Annotated in this window: 17 protein-coding genes; 5 read left to right on the forward strand and 12 right to left on the reverse strand. The window is 67.4% G+C overall.

What is annotated here, in order from left to right; all coding sequences use genetic code 11:
- Positions 1–4: 4 nt before the first annotated feature.
- From TPR58_RS07830 to TPR58_RS07845, 4 genes are read right to left on the reverse strand one after another with little or no spacing between them, the layout of a single operon-like run.
- Positions 5–544, reverse strand: coding sequence for a hypothetical protein (locus TPR58_RS07830; protein ID WP_346246080.1), 540 nt, complete (start codon positions 542–544; stop codon positions 5–7).
- A complete protein-coding gene (gene sufB / locus TPR58_RS07835; protein WP_346246081.1) occupies positions 541–2,004 on the reverse strand; it encodes a Fe-S cluster assembly protein SufB in 1,464 nt (487 codons plus the stop codon). Before sufB ends, TPR58_RS07830 begins: the two co-directional genes overlap by 4 nt.
- Positions 2,004–2,477, reverse strand: a complete 474-nt coding sequence (locus TPR58_RS07840) for an SUF system Fe-S cluster assembly regulator (protein ID WP_346246082.1) — start codon at positions 2,475–2,477, stop codon at positions 2,004–2,006. Before TPR58_RS07840 ends, sufB begins: the two co-directional genes overlap by 1 nt.
- A 45-nt stretch (positions 2,478–2,522) precedes the next feature.
- Positions 2,523–3,380: a DUF6597 domain-containing transcriptional factor gene (locus TPR58_RS07845; protein ID WP_346246083.1), complete on the reverse strand. Its 858-nt coding sequence runs from the start codon at positions 3,378–3,380 to the stop codon at positions 2,523–2,525.
- Positions 3,381–3,684: 304 nt separating this feature from the next.
- Between TPR58_RS07845 and TPR58_RS07850 the strand changes: the two genes are divergently transcribed.
- Positions 3,685–4,677 (forward strand): quinone-dependent dihydroorotate dehydrogenase, encoded by a 993-nt coding sequence (locus tag TPR58_RS07850; protein WP_346246084.1) that lies wholly within the window; start codon positions 3,685–3,687, stop codon positions 4,675–4,677.
- Between the two features lie 6 nt (positions 4,678–4,683).
- Here the strand turns inward: TPR58_RS07850 and TPR58_RS07855 are convergent, their stop codons facing one another.
- Positions 4,684–6,429, reverse strand: coding sequence for a gamma-glutamyltransferase family protein (locus TPR58_RS07855; RefSeq protein WP_346246085.1), 1,746 nt, complete (start codon positions 6,427–6,429; stop codon positions 4,684–4,686).
- A 180-nt stretch (positions 6,430–6,609) separates the two neighbouring features.
- Here TPR58_RS07855 and TPR58_RS07860 point away from each other — a divergent pair, with 180 nt between their 5' ends.
- Positions 6,610–8,397, forward strand: a complete 1,788-nt coding sequence (locus TPR58_RS07860) for an AMP-dependent synthetase/ligase (protein ID WP_346246086.1) — start codon at positions 6,610–6,612, stop codon at positions 8,395–8,397.
- Positions 8,398–8,634: 237 nt separating this feature from the next.
- Here the strand turns inward: TPR58_RS07860 and TPR58_RS07865 are convergent, their stop codons facing one another.
- Positions 8,635–11,535, reverse strand: coding sequence for a M16 family metallopeptidase (locus TPR58_RS07865; RefSeq protein ID WP_346246087.1), 2,901 nt, complete (start codon positions 11,533–11,535; stop codon positions 8,635–8,637).
- A 226-nt stretch (positions 11,536–11,761) separates the two neighbouring features.
- On the opposite strand from TPR58_RS07865, the gene TPR58_RS07870 reads away from it, so the two are divergent.
- From TPR58_RS07870 to TPR58_RS07880, 3 genes are all read left to right on the forward strand, one after another.
- Entirely contained in the window at positions 11,762–12,361 is a 600-nt protein-coding gene (locus tag TPR58_RS07870; protein ID WP_346246088.1) for an aspartyl/asparaginyl beta-hydroxylase domain-containing protein, read from the forward strand.
- Positions 12,362–12,439: 78 nt separating this feature from the next.
- The gene (locus TPR58_RS07875) at positions 12,440–13,015 is read left to right on the forward strand and encodes a NifU family protein (protein WP_346246376.1); all 576 of its coding nucleotides are present in this window, start codon (positions 12,440–12,442) and stop codon (positions 13,013–13,015) included.
- A gap of 24 nt (positions 13,016–13,039) precedes the next feature.
- On the forward strand, positions 13,040–13,633 hold the full coding sequence (locus TPR58_RS07880; protein WP_346246089.1) for a malonic semialdehyde reductase: 594 nt from the start codon (positions 13,040–13,042) through the stop codon (positions 13,631–13,633).
- A gap of 129 nt (positions 13,634–13,762) precedes the next feature.
- Here the strand turns inward: TPR58_RS07880 and TPR58_RS07885 are convergent, their stop codons facing one another.
- The 6 genes from TPR58_RS07885 to TPR58_RS07910 form a co-directional block, all read right to left on the reverse strand.
- Positions 13,763–15,154: a PQQ-dependent sugar dehydrogenase gene (locus tag TPR58_RS07885; RefSeq protein ID WP_346246090.1), complete on the reverse strand. Its 1,392-nt coding sequence runs from the start codon at positions 15,152–15,154 to the stop codon at positions 13,763–13,765.
- Between the two features lie 67 nt (positions 15,155–15,221).
- Positions 15,222–16,133 carry a hemolysin family protein gene (locus tag TPR58_RS07890; RefSeq protein ID WP_346246091.1) on the reverse strand — a complete coding sequence of 304 codons (912 nt, stop codon included), beginning with the start codon at positions 16,131–16,133 and terminating at the stop codon, positions 15,222–15,224.
- A gap of 9 nt (positions 16,134–16,142) precedes the next feature.
- On the reverse strand, positions 16,143–16,649 hold the full coding sequence (gene ybeY / locus TPR58_RS07895) for an rRNA maturation RNase YbeY (protein WP_346246092.1): 507 nt from the start codon (positions 16,647–16,649) through the stop codon (positions 16,143–16,145).
- Positions 16,642–17,643 (reverse strand): PhoH family protein, encoded by a 1,002-nt coding sequence (locus tag TPR58_RS07900; RefSeq protein ID WP_346246093.1) that lies wholly within the window; start codon positions 17,641–17,643, stop codon positions 16,642–16,644. Before TPR58_RS07900 ends, ybeY begins: the two co-directional genes overlap by 8 nt.
- 277 nt (positions 17,644–17,920) lie before the next feature.
- Positions 17,921–19,240 carry a tRNA (N6-isopentenyl adenosine(37)-C2)-methylthiotransferase MiaB gene (miaB, locus tag TPR58_RS07905; protein WP_346246094.1) on the reverse strand — a complete coding sequence of 440 codons (1,320 nt, stop codon included), beginning with the start codon at positions 19,238–19,240 and terminating at the stop codon, positions 17,921–17,923.
- A gap of 47 nt (positions 19,241–19,287) precedes the next feature.
- Complete coding sequence (locus TPR58_RS07910; protein ID WP_346246095.1) at positions 19,288–20,178, reverse strand: lysophospholipid acyltransferase family protein; 891 nt, start codon at positions 20,176–20,178, stop codon at positions 19,288–19,290.
- Between the last annotated feature and the right edge of the window lie 2 nt (positions 20,179–20,180).

A 20,180-nucleotide genomic window follows, 5' to 3' on the forward strand; every position in this document is an offset into this window, starting at 1 on the left:
GCCGTCAGCGCGGAATGTCCTTGGGACGATCCTCCGCGCCGCTCGAAAAACGAATCGCCGGCCCGTCGCTCGGCGCCTTGGGCACCGGGCCCAGCTTGACGCGCTGCCGCTCGGTCTCGCGATCCTCGCCCGCAATTTCGCTCGGCCCGATCGCAACGGGCGCGACCTGGGTCTTGGGCTGCAGCGGCTGGGTGACGTCGAACACGATCGATGCCGGGTCCTTGGCCGGAGGCGTCGGATCGAGCAGCGCCGGCTGGACGGCGGTCAGCTCGACGCAATCGGTCACCTCGTCGCGGGTCTTCTCGAAACACACCGGCGTGGCCTGACAGGCATTGGTGTCGCGCCGCTGGCTGCCGCTGGAGACCATGATCCGGCAATTATAGAGCTTGCCGTCGCGCCCCTTGTCGAACAGCATCGTCGTGTGGCCATAGGTCGCGCGCACGACGATCTCCTCGCCCTGCTCCGTCTCCGGATCGGGCGCGCGGACCGCCGCCGGGGGCGGCACGTCCTGCGCGAGGAACAGGAGCAGCGCGGCGACGATCACCCGACGCTGCCTTCCAGGCTGATCCCCAGCAGCTTCTGCGCCTCGACCGCGAATTCCATCGGCAGCTGCTGCAGCACTTCCTTGGCGAAACCGTTGACGATCAATGCCACCGCCGCTTCCTGGTCTAGCCCGCGCTGCATCGCGTAGAACAGCTGGTCCTCGCTGATCTTCGACGTCGTCGCCTCATGCTCGATCTGAGCCGACGGGTTGCGCACCTCGATATAGGGAACGGTGTGCGCGCCGCACTGGTCGCCCAGCAACAGGCTGTCGCACTGGGTGAAGTTGCGGACATTCTCGGCGGTCGGGCCGACACGGACCAGGCCGCGATAGGTATTGTCGCTGCGCCCGGCCGAGATGCCCTTCGACACGATCGTCGATCGGCTGCCCTTGCCCAGATGGATCATCTTGGTGCCGGTATCGGCCTGCTGGCGATTGTTGGTGACCGCGACGGAATAGAATTCGCCGACGCTGTTCTCGCCCGCCAGAACGCAGCTGGGATATTTCCAGGTGATCGCGGATCCCGTCTCGACCTGGGTCCAGCTGACCTTGGAGTTCCTGCCCTGGCACAGCGCGCGCTTGGTCACGAAATTATAGATGCCGCCCTTGCCGTTCTCGTCGCCGGGATACCAGTTCTGGACGGTCGAATATTTGATCTCGGCATCGTCCAGCGCGACCAGCTCGACCACCGCCGCATGCAGCTGGTTCTCGTCGCGCATCGGCGCGGTGCAGCCCTCGAGATAGGACACGTAAGCGCCCTTGTCGGCGACGATCAGCGTGCGCTCGAACTGGCCGGTATTCTCGGCATTGATGCGGAAATAGGTGCTCAGCTCCATCGGGCAGCGCACGCCCTCGGGCACATAGACGAAGGTGCCGTCGCTGAAGACCGCGCAGTTGAGCGTGGCGAAATAATTGTCGTGCTGCGGCACGACCTTGCCGAGCCACTTCTTCACCATCTCGGGATAGTCGCGGATCGCCTCGCTGATCGAGCGGAAGATGACGCCGGCTTCCTCCAGCTCCTTGCGGAAGGTGGTCGCGACCGAGACGCTGTCGAACACCGCATCGACCGCGATCCTGCGCGCGCCCTCGACGCCCGCCAGGACCTTCTGCTCCTCGATCGGGATGCCCAGCTTCTCGTAGGTGCGCCGGATCTCGGGGTCGAGCTCGTCGAGCGACGCGATGGTCTGCTTCTTCTTCGGCTCGGCGTAGTAATAGGCGTCCTGATAGTCGATCGGGGGGACGTTCAGCTTCGCCCAGTCGGGCGGCGTCATCGTCTGCCACAGGCGGAACGCCTTCAGCCGCCAGTCGAGCATCCATTCGGGCTCGCCCTTCTTGGCCGAGATATAGCGGACGGTGTCCTCGTTCAGTCCCTTGGGCGCGAACTCCTGCTCGACGTCCGAGGCGAAGCCCCATTCATATTTCTTGTTCGCAGCAGCGAGCGCTTCGGCGTTCTTCGTCGCCATCACAGCGTCTCCGTATTCATCATCAGGGGGGCCGCCGGCGCCGGGACCGCCAGCGCGGGCTCGGACCGACCGGAGGCGAGAACCGCCAGGCTGACGCTGGCAAGCGCGCCCTTTACCGCGCCGTTCACGACATTCCAGTGAGGTTTCACGCGGCAGCTTTCATCGATGCAGCAATCATGCTTGGCCGCATCTACACAGGCGGTCAGCGCGATCGGACCCTCGATCGCCTCGACGATGTCGGCAAGGCTGATCGCCGCGGGCGGCCGCGCCAGGCGGAAACCGCCGCCGGTCCCGCGCGCGCTTTCGAGCAAGCCGGCGGACGACAGGCGGCTGACCAGCTTCTGCACGGTCGGCAGCGGCAATCCGGTCTCGTCGGCGAGGAGCGTCGCGTTCAGCCGGCCGCTCGCGCCGCAGTGGCGCGCGGCGGCGGACATCATCACGACCGCGTAATCGGCTAGGCTGGAAAGGCGCATCGGCTCCAATCGGACAATATCGTTCCGATTGGGCATGTGGGCGCGTCAGCCCGCTTCGTCAACCGATTCCGGGATCACGTCGGGCAGGAAGTGGAAGGTTTCGTTGTCGAGCGTGATGGCCAGGACGGGATCGATCCGCTGGCGAAGCGAGGTCGGGGTATGCCCGGTGAAGTGCTTGATCTCCTTGATCATGTGCGGCTCGTCATAGAACAGGTCGGCGGTCTCGCCGGGGTCGCCCTTCTGGTAGATCCGCATCGCCGCGCGGATCGCGCGGAACTTGCGGGCCAGGTGCTTCGGCGGTCCGCCGAAATATTCGTTGCACAGCCGCGTCGCCTGGCGCCGGCCCATGGGCACGGCGCGGTAGAGCGCCTCGATGTCCGGATCGCCGCTGGCCGCCCATTCGCGTACCGCCCGGGCAAGTTCCAGATGCGCCTTGGGGACCTTTCGCCGCCGGGCCAGCAGCAGCGGCGAGACCGCGGCGATCATCTCCTCCAGCGTTGTCATGCCGCGCATCCGCGTGAGCAGGGCGTCGACCTCGGGACCGAAGATTTCACGCCCGTCGAGCACCCGGTCGGCGATCTCGTCCGCCGGCAGGCCAATGATCGCCTTCCACCCGATCGCGCGAAGCGAGATGCCGAAGCAGTGGAACGGGCCATCGACATGATAGGAGGAGGCGGCACTGCCCGGGCCGTTGATCATGACCGGCAAAGACGGCTCCGAATGGCCGTCGGGGAAGGTCATGGTGCCGGTGCCGGCAAGGATGAAGCGGATCTGCCCCATGTCGACCCGCTCGACACCATCGATGCTCACGGCATCGTAGCGGAACAAGTAGAAGGATTCGACAAAGGGCATCAATGCCCCGGTCGGCTGATGGAATTCGACCTCCGGCCGCGCCGCGCTCATGACGCGATCTGTCCGGCCGGGCGCGCTGCGACCCGCATGATGTCCCCTGTCTGCGGACATGCCCATCCGCGAGATTCAGGTAGCTGGAAGCAACCGACATGAAAAGAGGCCCGGCCAGTTGCCTGGCCGGGCCTTAGAAGAAAGGATCCCCCGTTAGCGGGACCCTCGGGTCGCAGTGCGGCTGTACGCAGCACTCGCCCGCACTGGCTTGGATAAATTGGACATTAAACCACTGGTCGGTGAACGAACCGGCGGGAAACGGGCTTTGACGCGGGCCGGCACGGATGCGAAAGGATCGGCCACAATGGCCGTTCACCCTCACAAAATCCTGTTCGCGCTCGATCCCGAACGTGCGCATCGCGCCAGCATCGCCGCGCTTCGCGTCGCCGGGAAGCTGGGTGTTAATTTTAAGTCCGAAACGGAGGAAGCCCGCCCAGTGCGCTTTGCGAGGCTCGAATTTCCGAATCGAGTCGGACTTGCCGCGGGCATGGACAAGGATGCCGAAGCGATTCCCGGCCTGTTCGGACTCGGGTTCGGCTTCGTCGAAGTCGGCTCGCTGACCCCCAGGCCGCAGCCGGGCAATCCCAAGCCACGGCTGTTCCGCCTGAGCGCGGACGAGGCGGTGATCAACCGCATGGGCTTCAACAATGGCGGCATCGACGCCGCGCTGGCGCGCATCGCGAAGCTCGGCCCGCGCCGCGGCGTGCTGGGCATCAATGTCGGCGCCAACAAGGATTCGGACGACCGGGTCGCCGATTATGCGCTGGGCGTCGGCAAGGCCGCACCGCTCGCCGATTATGTCACCATCAATGTCAGCTCGCCCAACACGCCCGGCCTGCGCGACCTCCAGTCGCGTCCCGCCCTGGACGAACTGCTCGCCGCCAGCGACACGGCCCGCATCCTGCCCGACGGCACGCGCCGGCCGCTGTTCCTGAAGGTTGCGCCGGATCTCGACCGGGCCGGCCTCGAAGGCGCGATCGCGGCGGCGATCGACAACCGGATCGACGCGCTGATCGTCAGCAACACGACGATCTCGCGCCCACCACTGCGCTCGCGCGATGCCGGCGAGGCCGGCGGCCTGTCGGGCGCACCGCTTCGCGAACTGGCGCGAGCCAAGCTGATCGAGGCCCGCGCGATCGCGGGCGACGCCCTGCCCCTGATCTCGGCCGGCGGCATCGACAGCGGCGACGAGGCGAAGCGCCGGATCGACGCCGGCGCCGGTCTTGTACAAGTGTACAGCGCGCTCGTGTTCAAGGGCCCCGGACTGGTCCGCGAGATCGCGCGCGCGCTGGGCTGAGCCCCTTCAGTTTGCCGGCGCAGGTTCGGCGATCGCCCGCCCCTCGCGCCGCGGGTCATAGCCGCCGTCGAACCGCCCGTCGCGGATCATCACGCCCTGCAGGCCCGAATCCTCGCCCTGTCCCGGCACGACACGGATCCCCCGGTCGAGCAGCGACTGGAGCAGTTCGGGCGAGAATTTGGTCACCTCGCCATTGAAGGTCCCGCCACGCGCGATCAGGTTCGGCAGCGCGATGGCGTCCTGCATCGGCAGATTCCAGTCGATCGCACCGACGACCGTCTTGCCGACATAGGCCAGGATCGCGTTGCCGCCGGCGGAACCCGCGGCACCAACGAACCGGCCCTCGCCATCGACGATCACCAGCGGCGTCATCGACGAGCGCGGGCGCTTGCCCGGCGCGGGCGCGTTGGCGACCAGCCGGCCCTGCGCGTCGCGCGGCTGGAGCGAGAAGTCGGTCATCTGGTTGTTGAGGAAGAAGCCGTCGACCATCCGGCCCGATCCGAAGATCGATTCGACCGTCGTGGTCATCGACACGACATTGCCCTGCGCATCGCCGACGATGAAATGCGAGGTGCCCATCGGCTCCATCGTTCGGTCGGCGGCGAGCTGCGGCGCGCCTACTGGCGTCCCCGCCACGGGCGGCGCACCGGCACGGTCGCCGATCAGCTTCGCCCGCGACGCGACATAGGCGGGATCGAGCAGCCCTTCGACGGGCACCTTAGTGAATGCCGGATCGCCGACATAGCGATCGCGATCGGCATACATCAGCCGGCTCGCCTCCGCGAAAAGGAACCAGGCCTGCGGATCCTGCGGCCCGCGACCGGCGATATCGGTCCGCTCGAGGATCGCGAGCAGCTGGAGCAGACCGACGCCGCTGGCCGGCGGCGGCGGCGTGCAGACGAGATAGACGCGGTAGCGGCCGCACAGCGGCTCGCGCTTGACCGGGCGATAGGCGGCGAGATCGGCGAGCGTCATCGATCCGCCATCGGGCCCGGCCTGGGTCCGCGCGACAATTCGCTGCGCGGTCGGCCCCTTGTAGAGTGCGTCGGGACCCTGCGCCGCCAGTCGGCCGAGAAACCCGGCATAGGCCGGGTTCACCAGCCGGTCGCCGGCGCTCTTCCGGCTGCCATCCGCGTTGGTGAAATAGGCACGGACATCGGGCGCCGCATTCTGGGGGAAGCCCCCGCCGATCATCCGCGCCAGCCGCGGCGTGACGGTGAACCCGTCGCGCGCGGTCCGCTCGGCATCGCCGAACAGGTCGCGCCACGCCAGCGCGCCATGCTCGCGCTGGACGAGCGCCAGCATGCCGACCGCCCCGGGAATGCCGGTGGCGCGGCCGCTGAGGACGGCGGTTCCGAACGGCATCGGCTTGCCGTCGGCCGCCAGGAACATGCCCTCGCTGGCACCCGCCGGCGCCACTTCGCGCCCGTCATAGATCGTGATCCGGCGCGACGCGCCGTCATACCAGGTCAGGAAGGCGCCGCCGCCGACGCCCGAGCTCTGCGGTTCGACCAGCGACAACATCGCCTGTACCGTCACTGCGGCATCGGCCGCACTGCCGCCGCGGCGCAGGACGGCCATGCCGGCCTCGGTCGCCAGCGGGTTGGCGGCCGCGACGAAGATCTGCGACTGCGCGACCCCGGCACGGACAGGCGCCGCAGCCGGCTGCGAGGGGCCGGCGCTCTGGATCGTCGTACAGGCTCCGAGAGACAGGGCAGCTGCGGCCGCGACGAGCCGGGAAATGAATGTCATGGCTAAGTGCTTCCTCGCGCTTGGAACTTGCGTGGCTGGCCGGTTCGTCTGCGGATAGCCACCCCGGCCGCCTGCGTCCACGCCTGCTGGCGCTCATCCCCCATGCCCTCTAAGAATGGCGACACAACAGGCAACGCGACGCACCGCTGATGCGTTGCCGGGGGGAGAGAAGGGGAAGGGATGAGCCGAAAGCTCGAGCATTTCGACAGTCTGGTCCAGATGTTCTTCGTGCGCGCGAAGGAAAAGGGCGAGGCCCCGTTCCTGTGGCACAAGAGCGGCGGGACCTGGCATCCCACCAGCTGGGCGGAGGCGGCGCGGCAGGTGGCGGCGCTGGCGACCGCGCTGACGAAGATGGGGCTGAAACGCGGCGACCGGGTGATGCTGGTGTCGGAGAACCGCCCCGAATTCTGCATCAGCGATCTGGCGATCATGGCCGCCGGATGCATCACCGTCCCGACCTACACGACCAATACCGAGCGGGATCACCAGCACATCATCGAGAATTCGGGGGCGTGCGCGATCATCGTGTCGACCACCAAGCTCGCCAAGGTGCTGCTGCCCGCGGCGCTGCGCGCGTCGAGCGCGCGGATGGTGATCGGGATCGACGATGTCCGCGTGGGCCAGTCGGGCACGATCGACTTCCACGACTTCCGTTCGCTGATCGCGCAGAACCCGACCGACGTCGACAGCTTCGCCGCGGGCATCACGTTCCGCCGCGAGGACCTTGCCTGCATCATCTACACCAGCGGCACCGGCGGCGCGCCGCGCGGCGTGATGCAGCATCACGGCGCCATCCTGCACAATGTCGCGGGCTGCTGCACCGTGATCAGCGAGGATTTCGGCTGGGCGGACGAGGTGTTCCTGTCGTTCCTGCCGCTCAGCCATGCCTATGAGCACAGCGGCGGCCAGTTCTTCCCGATCGGCCTGGGCGGACAGATCTATTATTCCGAGGGGCTGGAGAAGCTGGCCTCGAACATCGAGGAGGTGCGCCCGACGATCATGGTCGTGGTGCCGCGCCTGTTCGAGGTGCTGCGCACGCGCATCACCAAGCAGGTCGAGAAACAGGGTCGCTTCTCAAGCTATCTGCTGGACCGCGCGGTGACGATCGGCGGAAAGGCGGCGGCGGGCGGCATCCCGATCACCGACATGCCGATGAACCTGTTCCTGAAGGCGACGCTGAAGCCCAAGCTGGCGAAGAAGTTCGGCGGTCGGATCAAGGCGATGGTGTCGGGCGGCGCCCCGCTGAACCCGGAGGTCGGCATCTTCTTCCAGAGCCTGGGCCTCACCTTCCTCCAAGGCTATGGCCAGACCGAGGCGGCGCCGGTCATCTCGTGCAACCGCCCCAAGGTCGGGCTGAAGATGGACACGGTCGGCCCGCCGCTGGAAGGCGTCGAGGTCAGGATCGCGCCCGACGGCGAAATCCTGGTCCGCGGCGAGCTGGTCATGCACGGCTATTGGCGCAATGACGAGGAGACCGCGCGCGTCCTGAAAGACGGCTGGCTCCACACCGGCGATATCGGACTGATCGACGACAAGGGCCGGATCCAGATCACCGACCGCAAGAAGGACATCATCGTCAACGACAAGGGCGACAATGTCGCCCCGCAGAAGATCGAGGGCATGCTGACGCTGCAGCCCGAGATCGTCCAGGCGATGATCTATGGCGACAAGAAGCCGTACATGACCGCGGTGCTGGTGCCCGATCCCGAATGGACCCAGGAATGGTGCGCGCGAACCGGCAACCAGTGCGATTTCCGCAGGCTGGCGCAGGACGGCGACTATCGCGCGGCGCTGGGCGCGGCTGTCGAGCGGGTGAACAAGGACCTGTCCGTGATCGAGCGCATCCGCAAGTTCATCCTGGCCGATGCCCCGTTCACGATCGAGAACGAGCAGCTCACGCCCAGCCTGAAGATCCGCCGCCACGTGCTGAAACAGGCCTATGGCGAGCGGCTGAACGGATTGTATTGAGGCCGGCGGGCTCGTCCCGACAGGGACGGGCCCGGTTCATTCCGGTGATCGCGCCGCGACGCCCGTTTCTGTCCGCTCTACCTTGGCCCAGATCGGGGATCGGCATACCGGCCAGGCACTCGCGTATCGCGCGGGGAGTGCGGGAAGGGAAACAGCGCCGATCCCGCGACCGCGGCGCTGCCATGCAGCACCGCGCGTCGATCGATCATCGCCCTCCCTGCCGGACAGGCCGCACGCTCACCGGCGGCGCGCGGGTGCCTTCTTCGCCTTTTCGGGCAGAACGACCATCGACCAGTCCTTGGCCGGGACCAGATACTTCACCGCCAGTGCCTGGATGTCGGCCGGCGTGATCTGCCGATAATCGATGCCGATGGTCTTCACCGCTTCGATCCGGGCCGGATCGCCGGCGCCGCCATTGGTCAGCATCATCCAGAACATGTTGCCGCTCGAACGACGCAGCAGCGTCTGCCACAGCGGGTTCACCGCACGATCGAGCTCGTCCTGGGTCACCGGCTTGGCGACCAGATCGGCGGCGATCTCACGCGACAGCTTGAAGAAGAAGTCGGTCTTGTCGGGCGGGATCATGCCGAGCGCCATGATCTTGCCGCCGTCGGGCATGCCCACCGGCCAGTCGCTGGCGACCATCGGCGAGTAGCTGACGCCAGCCTGGCTGCGCAGCTGGTCGATCAGCCGGTCGCGGAAGATCGCGGCGAGCACCTCGATCCGGCGGCCCTCGGAGATGCCGGAACTGCCGCCGCCGGTCGGCCAGGCGATGACCGCCGCGGCCTGGTCGGGCTGGCCGGTATGGGTCCGCACCACCGGTTTCGCGATATGCGCCGGGAACCTGGCGCCGCCCGACACGGCGGCGCTTGCCGGACGCGGCTTCAGCGCGCCGAAGGTCGCCGCCACCGCCTGGATCGTCTCCTCGGTCTTCAGGTCGCCGAAGATCGAGACCTCGATCGGACCCGTGGCGAGCAGCGGCTCCCACAGCTGGCGGAAATTCTCCGGCGTCAGTGCCGAGATCTGCTCGCGCGACGGCGTGCCCCAGCGCGGATCGCCGGAATGGAGCAGGCCATCGAGATCGCGGCTCAGGACCGCGTCGGGCGAGGAGGACAGGCCGGCATAGGTCGACAGCGTGCCGGTCTTGACCCGGTTGACCGGGTTCGGATCCCAGGCGGGTGCCGCCAGCTTCACCGCGAACAGCTTCAGCTGGTCCGACAGATCGGTCATGTTCGTCTGCGCGTTGAGGACGAAGGCGTCGTCATCGGTATTGAACGAAAAGCCGATCTGACGATTGCCGGTCAGCGCGTCGAGTTCTTCCTGACCATAGCTGCCCAGGCCGCTGGCGACCAGCGCGCCGCCGCCGGCCCAGGCCGGCGTGGGACGATTCGACGGCAGCCCACGCAGGCCGCGACCGAACCGGACGTTGACATAGACCTTGCCGGTCTCGGACGAATTCTCGCGCACCAGCAGCGTGACGCCATTGGCGAAGGCAACCCGCTCGATCTTGGGTTCGTCGAGCACGACCTGACGGCTGGTCACGGTGCCGGGCGCGCCCAGCTTGGGCAGCGCGTCGAACTTGACATGCGCCAGGTCGGCGCGCGGCTTGCCGGTACCGCTCACCTTGGCGCTCAGCACCGCGTTCAGTTTCACCGATGCCTGTGCGTCGGGCTTGTGCAGGTTCACGATCGCGCGGGTGGCAGTCCCCTGGAAGACGCGCTTCGACGCTTCCTGGACGGTCGCGGGGGTGAACATCTTCTGGTCCACCGCGCCCTTGAAGATGTCGTAGCTCGCCTGCGGCGTGGTCACCGTCTCGTTGATGTCGACTGCCTGGATCAGGTCGTCGGCCAGCGAGACGCCCGATTCGACCGGGGCGGTGCTGATCCGGTTCTTCATCGAGGATTCGATCTCGGCCAGCTCGCGGTCGATCTCGGCCTGGGTCGGCGCGGTCTCGATCGCGTCGGCGATGATCTCGCGCACGTCCTTCAGTGCGGCTTCCCAGTTCTCGCCGACCGGCATCACCTGAACGCTGGTGACGTTCGCCGACCGGGCGATGTCGTCGAGCCCGGCGCCCGCTGCCAGGAAGGTCGCTCCGGCGCGTGCGCGTGATTCGAGGCGGCGGTTCATGATGCGGATCGCGACAAGGTCGATCATCCGCTTCTGGTTGAAGATCACCGTGTCGGAGAACACTGTCCAGGGACGCGACACCGACAGCATCGCCATCTGCGGGATGGTCGGCTCGACGATCGTCGCGGTCGTCGCGCCGGTCGTGCTCGGCTTGCCGAAATCGGGGGTCTGCGGCGCCGGGCCGGCGCCCTTCCAGTCGGAGAAATGCTTGACGACCAACTGTTCGAGCAGCGTCGTGTCGAGATCGCCGATGACGATCACGACCGCGCGCTCGGGGCGGTACCAGCGGTCGTGGAACGCCTTGACCGTCTGGGCCGTCGCCGCGTTCAGCGTCTCGGTCGTCCCGATCGGCTTGCGCTTGGCCAGCGGCTGGCCGGCGAACATCAGGTCGAACATCGCGTCCTGGAATCGGGTCTGCGCGCCCGGCTGCTCGCGCGCCTCGGCCAGCACGACCGGACGCTCGGCGTTCAGCGTCTCGGGCGTGATGTTCGGGCCGTACATCATGCCGGCCAGGATCTTCATGCTCTCGTCGAGGCCGGCCGGCGTCGCGCTGGGCAGGTCGAGCTTGTAGACGGTCTGGGTGAAGGTGGTGCTGGCGTTGCTGTCCGACCCGAAGGTCACGCCCAGCCGCTGCCAGATCCGCTTCGAATCGCCATCGGGAACGTGGACGGATCCGCGGAAGGAAAGATGCTCGAGCAGATGAGCGAAGCCGCGCTCGCTGTCGGTTTCCATCAGCGAGCCCGCATCGATGCGCACGCGCACCGCGACCTGGCCCGGCGGCACGCCGTTCTTGCGCACCGCATAGCGCACCCCGTTGGGCAGGCGGCCGAACTTCCACGCATCGTCATGGACGAGGTCGCTGTTCTTGTAGAGCCAGGGGTCGTCCGCGGTCTGGACGGGGCGCTGTCCGCTGGTTGGCGCCGGCGCCTGCTGGGCGATCGCGGGCGTCGCGAAGGCAAAGATCGACAGGGCGAGAAGGGCGGAGCGCGCGCTGCGCAGGTACGGGAACATGCGCCCTTGTGTAGGGACCGAATCCCCGCCCCGCAACTGCGCGAAAAAGGGCCGCATTCCCGAAGGGTTGCGCCATGTTTTGGACCCATCGCGGGACTAGTTTGCATCCTGACGAGAACGGGTTCCGGGATGTCGCAGGGAGAGCGGCACCACGGAATCCGGTGGAGAATCACAGGACAGGGGCAAGGCACGCGTGGGCGTCGGCAGCTTTCAGGACCATGGAACAATGTGGCGCGATCGGGGCGGAGCGATCGCGCTGGCGACCGACTCGCCCGGACGCTCCTTTCGGCACATGGTCGACCGGCTGCTCGCGGCATCGTCGCTGATTCCCAACGACCCCGTGCTCGACATGCGCGATTTCGCGTGGACCGCGATGCTGCGCGCCAACTGGCGCATGATCCGCGACGAGGCCGCGGCGAAATTGTCGGGCAGCGGCAGGCCGCAGCGGCTGGCCCTGTTCGAACATGGCGCGGTTGCGGGACTGGACGGATGCCCGCAGACCGCCCAGGCGCTGTCGCAGATTCCGGGGCTGGTCAGCGCACGCTATTCGACGCTTGCATCGGGCATTCACGTGCCGCGCCGTCGCGGCGCGACCAAGGGTCTGGTGACCTGCCACCTGGCGCTGCAGGTGCCGCGCGACGGCGATGTGCGCATGGCGCTGGCCGATCGGGTGCTGCGCTGGTCGGAGGGCGAGACGCTGGTCTTCGACGACAGCTATGAACATGAATTGTGGAACGAGGCGAGCGCGGGACGGACCGTCCTGCACCTTCAGTTCCGCAGGCCGCTGAAGCAGCCCGCCCGCTGGCTGGCCGAGCGGCTGATCTGACCGGACTCGGGATCCGCGTAACCCTGGGTTTCCCTATCGCGCCTTGATCCGGACACGCGCAAGCGCCACATGGCGCTCATGCTGATCGAGACCGAACCGACACCGAACCCGGCAACGCTCAAATTCCTGCCGGGCCGCACCGTGATGGAAGCGGGCACGCGGGATTTCGCGACACCGGAAGAAGCCGCGGCTTCGCCGCTTGCCGAGGCGTTGTTCAACCTGGGCGACGTCACGGGCGTGTTCTTCGGCCGCGACTTCATCTCGGTGACCGCGGCGCCGGGCGTCGAGTGGCCCGGGCTGAAGCCCGACGTGCTGGCGATCCTGCTGGACCATTTCTCGGCGAACATGCCGCTGTTCCACGCCCCGTCAGCAGGCTTCGCCGTGCCGCCGGCCGAGGATGAGGGGCTGGACGACGATCCCGAGGATGCGGACATCGTCGCGCAGATTCGCGAGCTGATCGACACGCGCGTCCGTCCGGCGGTCGCCAATGACGGTGGCGACATCGTCTATCGCGGCTTCAAGCAGGGCAAGGTGTTCCTCCAGATGCAGGGCGCCTGTTCGGGCTGCCCGTCATCGACCGCGACGCTGAAGAACGGGATCGAGCAACTGCTCAAACATTATGTTCCCGAAGTCACCGAAGTCCGCGCCGTCTAATCCCAGCACAGCAGGATCGAACCCATGGGCAAGCCTCTCGACGCCGACGGCCTCGACACCATCTTCCGCACCGCGCGCTCTGCCAACGGCTATAATGGCGACCCGGTCAGCGAGGTGGATATCCGCGCCATCTATGACCTGGTGAAGATGGGGCCGACTTCGGCCAACCAGCAGGCGGCACGCTTCGTCTGGCTACTGTCGCAGGAGCAGAAGGACGCGCTGGCCGACTATTCCAGCGGCACCAACGCCGCCAAGATCCGCACCGCGCCGGCCGCGGTGGTGATCGGCATGGACCTGGCGTTCAACGAACAGCTCCCCTGGCTCTTCCCGCATGCGCCCGACGCGAAGAACTGGTTCCCGACCGAGGAGGTGCGCCGCACCCATGCGATGCGCAACTCCTCGCTGCAGGGCGCCTATTTCATCATCGCCGCCCGCGCGCTGGGTTTCGATGTCGGCCCGATGTCGGGATTCGACCATGACAAGGTCGACGCCCATTTCTTCGCCGACCAGCCGACGGTGAAGACCAATTTCATCGCGACCTTCGGCCATGCCGATCCGGCGACGATTCACGATCGCCTGCCGCGTCCCGAATTCGACCAGTTCAACCGCGTGCGGTAACCGGTTCGCTCCGCCCCCCGGCGGACGCGCAACGGCCCGCTTGCCTGGCCCACCTTCCTACGGACAGCATCCGGGAGGCAGGGTCAGGCAAGCGGGCCGTTGTGATTCCATCGATCGCGGCGTCGAGGATCAGCGTGCCGCGCTGACCCGCCACACGCGGTTGCCGACATCGTCCGACACCAGCAGCGCACCGGTCGCGTCGGTGATGACCGCGACCGGACGGCCCTGCGCCTTGTCGTCCTTGTCCAGAAAGCCGGTCAGGACATCGATCGGCTTGGCATTGGGCAGCGGAAAGCCGTTCGGCCCGAACGGCACGAACACCACCTTGTACCCGGCCAGCGGCTCGCGATTCCACGAGCCATGCAGGCCGACAAAGGCGCCGGTCGCGAACGGACCGCCTAGCCGGGCATCCTCGGCAAAGGCCAGGCCCAGCGGTGCGGTATGCGGGCCGACCGAATAATCGGGCCGCTTGGTATATTCGCGCAGGTCCGGCCGGCCGGGGCTGACCCGCTTGTCGACATAACCGCCCCAGTAATTCCATGGCCAGCCGAAGAAGGCGCCGACATCGACGCGCGACAGATAGTCGGGCGGCATGTCCGATCCCAGCATGTCGCGTTCGTTGACCACCGCCCAGAGCGCACCGCTGGTCGGCTCGATCGCCATGCCGTTGGCGTTGCGGATGCCCCAGGCATAGATCTGGCCCGCCTTGCGGTCGGGGAACACCTGATAGATCGTCGCGCGGCTCGGCCGGGTCGCGGCGATCATCCGCTCGCGCGCATTGGCGGCGACATAGGCCGGCCCTTCGACCTCCAGACCATTCTCCGCGATGTTCGAGGAAGATCCGATGCTGACGAACAGGCTCTGGCCGTCGGGTGCGGCGATGACGTTGCGCGCCCAGTGATTGCCGCCACCCGGCAGGTCGACGATCTTCTCCGCCTTCGCGGTGATCTTCGTATCGCCGGTCTTGTAGGGAAAGCGGACCAGCGCGTCGGTATTGGCGACATAGAGCCAGTCGCCGACCAGCACCATGCCATGGGGCGAGTTCAGGCCGGACAGCAGCACCGACTTGGCATCGGCGACGCCGTCGCCATTGGTATCGCGCAGCAGCGTGATCCGGTTGGCCGAGGGGACTGCCGCCCCCGCCTTCTTCATCAGCGATCCCATCACCATGCCGGTGATGCCGCCGACGTCGCGCGGCGGCGAGTTGCTCTCGGCGACCAGGATGTCGCCATTGGGCAGCCGGTAGAGCCAGCGCGGATGATCGAAGCCGCTGGCAAAGACCTCGACCTTCAGCCCCTTGGCGGCGACCGGCTTGGCGCCGTTCGGCCAGCCCACCGCTTCGGCCACTTCCATCGTCGGAATGGTCTGCGGGCGCGCGGCGCTCAGTTGCGGGCGCACCCCGCTGACCGCCTCGACGCTGAGCCGCGCCACATCGGGCCGGGTCATCCAGTAGAAGATGGCGAAGATCAGCGCGGCGAGCGCGATCAGGATGAGGATGATGTGACGGGCATAGCGGCGCATGACCGGAGGAATAGGCCGCCCCCGGCGCTTGTTCCACACAAAAGCGCAGCCCGTCGGCGGCGCCCGACTACTCTTCGGGAACCGCCAGTTCCTCGGGCGGATGGAGCCTCAGCCGGGTCACCCGGCGGCCATCGGCATCGACGATCTCGAGCGTCCAGCCGCTGTCGTGCGTCAGGCACTCGCCCGGTTCGGGCACATGACCGGCAAGCACGAAGGCCAGGCCGCCCAGCGTGTCGATATCCTCGTCCACCTCGGCGAGGCGCGGATCGACGGTCTGCGCGACATCCTCCAGCTCGACGCGCGCATCGGCTTCCCAGCCGCCGCCGTCCAGCGGCACCAGCATCTGGACCGGCGCCTCGTCATGCTCGTCCTCGATCTCGCCGACGATCTCCTCGATCAGGTCCTCGATCGTGATCAGACCCTCGGTGCCCGAATATTCGTCGAGCACGATCGCCAGATGCGTGCGGCTGCCGCGCATCTGCGCCAGCAGGTCGAGCGCGCCCATCGACTGTGGCACGTAGAGCGGCTGGCGGATCAGCGCCGCGATCGAATCGGGCGGCGGCGCGCCGGTCGCCAGGATGTTGAACACGTCCTTGATGTGGACCATGCCGATGACGGTATCGAGCCGCCCGCGATAGACCGGCAGGCGGCTGTGCCCCGCCTCGGCGAACAGCGCCACGAGGTCGGCGAAGCTGGTATCCTCGGCAACCGCGATGACGTCTGCGCGCGGCACGCCGACATCGCCGGCGTCGCGCTCGCCGAAATGGAGCAGGTTGCGCAGCATCTGGCGCTCGATCGGGGCCAGGTCGCCGGCGGGCGCCCTGTTCGTCCCGCCTTCATGCTCGTCGATCGCGTCTTCCAGCTTGTCGCGCAGCGTCTCTTCCTGCGCTTCGCCGAACAACAAGGTGCGAAGGCCCCGCCATATGCCTCCCCCTTCGGAAACATCGTCGTTACCGCTGCTACTTTGGCCCTCGGGCATGATGTGGTGTCAGTCCTCGCGTACGGGATAGGGATCGTGAAGGCCGAGCTCGCGGAGCGCGACGCGTTCCATGTCCTCCATGACCTCGGCTTCGTGATCCCCTTGGTGATCATAACCTAGCAAATGCAAGGTGCCGTGGACAATCAGGTGCGCGGCATGATCGACGGTCGAAATGCCGCGTTCCTCGGCTTCGGCAGCGCACACGCCATGCGCCAGCACGATATCGCCCAGCAGCACCTCGCCATCGTCGCTGTTCTGCGTCACCGCTTCCAGCAGGTCGGGCTGGATCATCGGGAAGGACAGCACGTTGGTCGGCTTGTCCTTCTTGCGATAGTTGCGGTTCAGCACGTGCACTTCGTCGTCGGAGGTCAGCCGGACGGCGACCTCGATCGAGACCGGCCAGGTGGCCCATTCGCCGAACGCCGACTGGGCCAGCGCGGCCGATGCGGCGCGGGTGGCGATCGCCTCCCAGTCCGCATCGGGCCAGCCTTCGGCCTGCACCGCGACGTCAAGCATCGGGACCCTCATAGGCTTCGACGATCCGCCCGACGATCGGGTGACGCACGACGTCCCCGGCGGTGAAGCGACTGACATTGATTCCCTCGACGCCCTCCAGCCGGCGGACGGCATCGTTCAGCCCCGAAGCGTTGGTGCCGCCCGGAAGGTCGGTCTGGTTGGGGTCGCCGCAGATCACCATCCGGCTGTTCTGGCCGAATCGGGTGAGGAACATCTTCATCTGTGCCGGCGTGGTGTTCTGCGCCTCGTCCAGGATGACGAAGGCGTCGGCCAGGGTGCGGCCGCGCATGAAGGCGATCGGCGCGATCTCGATCTCGCCGCTGGCGATGCGCCGCTCGACCTGCTCGGGCGGCATGCAGTCGTACAGCGCGTCGTAGATCGGGCGGAGATAGGGATCGACCTTTTCCTTCATGTCGCCGGGCAGGAAGCCCAGCCGCTCGCCCGCCTCGACCGCGGGGCGCGACAGGATCAGCCGCTGGACGCTGCCGGTGATCAGCTGCGCGACCGCCTGGGCGACCGCGAGATAGGTCTTGCCCGTGCCCGCCGGCCCGAGCGCGAAGATCATGTCGTTCGACACCAGCGCGCGCATATAGTGCGTCTGCGCCAGGCTGCGCGGCACGATCGTCTTCTTGCGCGTGCGGATCATGATCGGCGGGGGCGAATGGCCGGTGTCGGCACCGATGATGCCGGTCAGCGTCGGCTCGCTGGACATGGCGATCACCGCGTCGATCAGGCCGGTATCGATATCCTCGCCGCGGATCACCCGGCTGTGCAGTTCCTGCAGGACCTCGCGCGCATGGGCGACCGCTTCCGCCGACCCCTCGATCACGACGCGCTGGCCGCGGGCGTGGATATAGACGCCCAGCCGTTCCTCGAGCGCCAGGATGTTGCTGTCGAATTCGCCGAACAGTCGCGGCAGGAGCTGGGGCTTGTCGAACGTCACCTCGACCCGGCTGCGTTCCCCGGATTGCGCTTGGACAGGCTTGCGGCTCATGCGGCTCCTTGCTGGCTGGACTGGCGGTGCTGCCGGCACCTTGATGTGCGGCATTCGTGACATGGGCGGGACTGCCGGCTCAAAAGGCCGTAACCGGACCAAAGGCTGTGGGTTCCATCGCGCATGTGCGGTGTCGAGACTGGCAGAACCGCCCGGGGCTGCACAGGGGAGAAATGCGCGCCGCCAAAGAAGGCCGCGGCTGTGCGATCGATGTCACACCCTCGAGTCGCCAAGCGATGCCGGCGGCCCGCCGCGGCGACCGGCCGTCATGTCGCCGTCAGGCAGCGAGGCCGACCGTCTCGATACCGGCGAGCGAGTTGGGGAGCCCCGCCTCGATCCGCACCTCGATCAGGTCGCCGATCCGGGCATCGGTCACCAGATGCACCGATTGCAGCCAGGGCGACTTGCCCAGCATCTGGCCGGGCTGCCGGCCGCTGCGCTCGATCAGGATCTGGCACGTCTTGCCAACCGTCGCTTGGTTGAACGCGGCCTGGTGACGCAGCACCGCTGCCTGGAGCCGCTGGAGTCGCTCGTCCATCACCGCGGCCGGCACGGCGCCGTCCATATCGGCCGCCGGCGTGCCGGGGCGCGGGCTGTACTTGAAGCTGAACGCGGCGGCGTAGCGCACCTCGTCGATCAGGCTCAGCGTATCCTCGAACTCGGCATCGGTCTCGCCGGGAAAGCCGACGATGAAGTCGCCGGACAGCGCGATATCCGGGCGGACCGCACGGACGCGGTCGAGCAGGCGGAGATAGGAATCGCGGCTATGGCTGCGGTTCATCGCCTTGAGGATGCGGTCGTTCCCCGCCTGAACCGGCAGGTGGAGATAGGGCATCAGGCTTTCGACATCGCCATGCGCGTCGATCAGCCCCTGGCTCATGTCATTGGGGTGGCTGGTGGTGTAGCGGATCCGCTTCAGCCCATCGATCCGGTCGAGCGTGCGGATCAGGCCGTGCAGGCCATGACCCGCCTCGTCATCCCACGCATTGACGTTCTGGCCAAGCAGGGTGATCTCGCACGCGCCCGCATCGACCAGCGCCTTCGCCTCGTCGACGATCGCCTGGAACGGCCGGCTGACCTCGGCCCCGCGGGTATAGGGAACGACGCAATAGGTGCAGAATTTGTCACACCCTTCCTGCACCGTCAGGAACGCGGATGCCCCGACCTTGCGCCGCGCCGGCAGGCTGCCGAACTTGGCGATCGCCGGCATGTCGGTATCGAGCGCGAGGCTGCCCGCCGCCGCCTGGGACACCAGCTCGGGCAGATTGTGATAGGCCTGCGGCCCGACGACGACGTCGATCTTCGCCCGCCGCGCGATCTCGGCGCCCTCCGCCTGCGCGACGCAGCCGGCAACGGCGATCATCGGCGCGGGTGCCGCGTCGCGATGCTTCAGCCGCCCGATCTCGGAATAGACCTTTTCGGTCGCCCGCTCGCGGATGTGGCAGGTGTTGAGCACCACCAGCTCGGCATCCTCGGCGCCGGCCGCGACCATGCCCTGCGCGCCGAGCAGCTCGGCCATGCGCTCGCCGTCATAGACATTCATCTGGCAGCCGAACGACTTGACGTGGAAGGTCTTGGGAGTCTTGGGGGCGTTCATGATCGCGCGGCTATAGTCGCAGCGGGCGCCTTCGTCACCCCGGCCTTCTACGAAGCGCCCGGCTCGGCCGGCGATCCTGACGGCACCGCGCCCATCGCATAGGCGAAGGGGCGCAGCGGCCTGCCCAGCGCCTCGACCAGCGCGACCTCGATCCGACGCCGGCTCTCGGCGGCGATCGCCTTGCGGCCGGGATGGTCCTGCGGAAGGAAGGGTTCGAGAAACGAGACCTTCAGCTCGAAACTGCCCTTGCGGCTCAGGATCCGCTTCGCATTGTTGATCCCGCTCTCGACCCCGATCCAGCCGATCTCCTCGGCGACCGGGCCGTAATCGAGCATCACCGGCTGGACCATCACGCCCGGCGGCGGGGGTTCGAGCACGCGCAGCATCGGCGTCTTGAACGGCAGCAGCGACTGGCCGTCGGTGGTCGTCCCCTCGGGAAAGACCGTAACCGCCCAATTCTCCTCCAGCGCGTCGCGCAACTGGTTGATCTGTTCGGCGACGCCCAGCCGGTTTTCCCGCTTCACATAGACGGTGCGATTCATCCCCGCGAGCCAGCCCACGATTGGCGAGGCGCCGATCTCGACCTTGGCGACGAAGGCGGTGCCGCTGGCGCCGCCCAATGCGAGGATGTCGATCCAGCTGAGATGGTTGGAGATGTAGAAGACGTCGCGCTTCAGCGGCACGCCCTTCCTGGCCACCCTCGCGCCGACGATCCGCGCCGATGTGCCCAGGAAGATGCGCGGCCAGGGCGAGGAGAGGCGGAGCAGCCGCCACAGATAATGAAGCGGGACGAACAGCAGCACCGCGCCGACCAGCATCGCGACCCGCCGCCACAGGCGCACCTGCTCCCGCAGCGTGAGCTGCGTCGGAATGCCGGCCGCCGCATCGGCGCGGGCCGTCGCCTTCGCATCGCTCCGGTCAGGCGGCCCGTCCCCCAACG

Origin of the sequence: Sphingomonas rustica (assembly GCF_039652585.1) — a bacterium.
In the GTDB taxonomy this organism is placed as follows: Bacteria; Pseudomonadota; Alphaproteobacteria; order Sphingomonadales; family Sphingomonadaceae; genus Sphingomonas; species Sphingomonas rustica.

Coding starts and splice junctions, on each gene's coding strand:
- TPR58_RS07860 (WP_346246086.1), top strand. CDS start 6,610: ATGAGCCGAAAGCTCGAGCATTTCGACAGTCTGGTCCAGATGTTCTTC.
- TPR58_RS07885 (WP_346246090.1), bottom strand. CDS start 15,154: ATGCGCCGCTATGCCCGTCACATCATCCTCATCCTGATCGCGCTCGCC.
- TPR58_RS07880 (WP_346246089.1), top strand. CDS start 13,040: ATGGGCAAGCCTCTCGACGCCGACGGCCTCGACACCATCTTCCGCACC.
- ybeY (WP_346246092.1), bottom strand. CDS start 16,649: ATGCTTGACGTCGCGGTGCAGGCCGAAGGCTGGCCCGATGCGGACTGG.
- TPR58_RS07845 (WP_346246083.1), bottom strand. CDS start 3,380: ATGAGCGCGGCGCGGCCGGAGGTCGAATTCCATCAGCCGACCGGGGCA.
- TPR58_RS07900 (WP_346246093.1), bottom strand. CDS start 17,643: ATGAGCCGCAAGCCTGTCCAAGCGCAATCCGGGGAACGCAGCCGGGTC.
- TPR58_RS07850 (WP_346246084.1), top strand. CDS start 3,685: ATGGCCGTTCACCCTCACAAAATCCTGTTCGCGCTCGATCCCGAACGT.
- TPR58_RS07840 (WP_346246082.1), bottom strand. CDS start 2,477: ATGCGCCTTTCCAGCCTAGCCGATTACGCGGTCGTGATGATGTCCGCC.
- TPR58_RS07890 (WP_346246091.1), bottom strand. CDS start 16,133: ATGCCCGAGGGCCAAAGTAGCAGCGGTAACGACGATGTTTCCGAAGGG.
- TPR58_RS07855 (WP_346246085.1), bottom strand. CDS start 6,429: ATGACATTCATTTCCCGGCTCGTCGCGGCCGCAGCTGCCCTGTCTCTC.
- TPR58_RS07870 (WP_346246088.1), top strand. CDS start 11,762: ATGTGGCGCGATCGGGGCGGAGCGATCGCGCTGGCGACCGACTCGCCC.
- TPR58_RS07875 (WP_346246376.1), top strand. CDS start 12,440: ATGCTGATCGAGACCGAACCGACACCGAACCCGGCAACGCTCAAATTC.
- sufB (WP_346246081.1), bottom strand. CDS start 2,004: ATGGCGACGAAGAACGCCGAAGCGCTCGCTGCTGCGAACAAGAAATAT.
- miaB (WP_346246094.1), bottom strand. CDS start 19,240: ATGAACGCCCCCAAGACTCCCAAGACCTTCCACGTCAAGTCGTTCGGC.
- TPR58_RS07865 (WP_346246087.1), bottom strand. CDS start 11,535: ATGTTCCCGTACCTGCGCAGCGCGCGCTCCGCCCTTCTCGCCCTGTCG.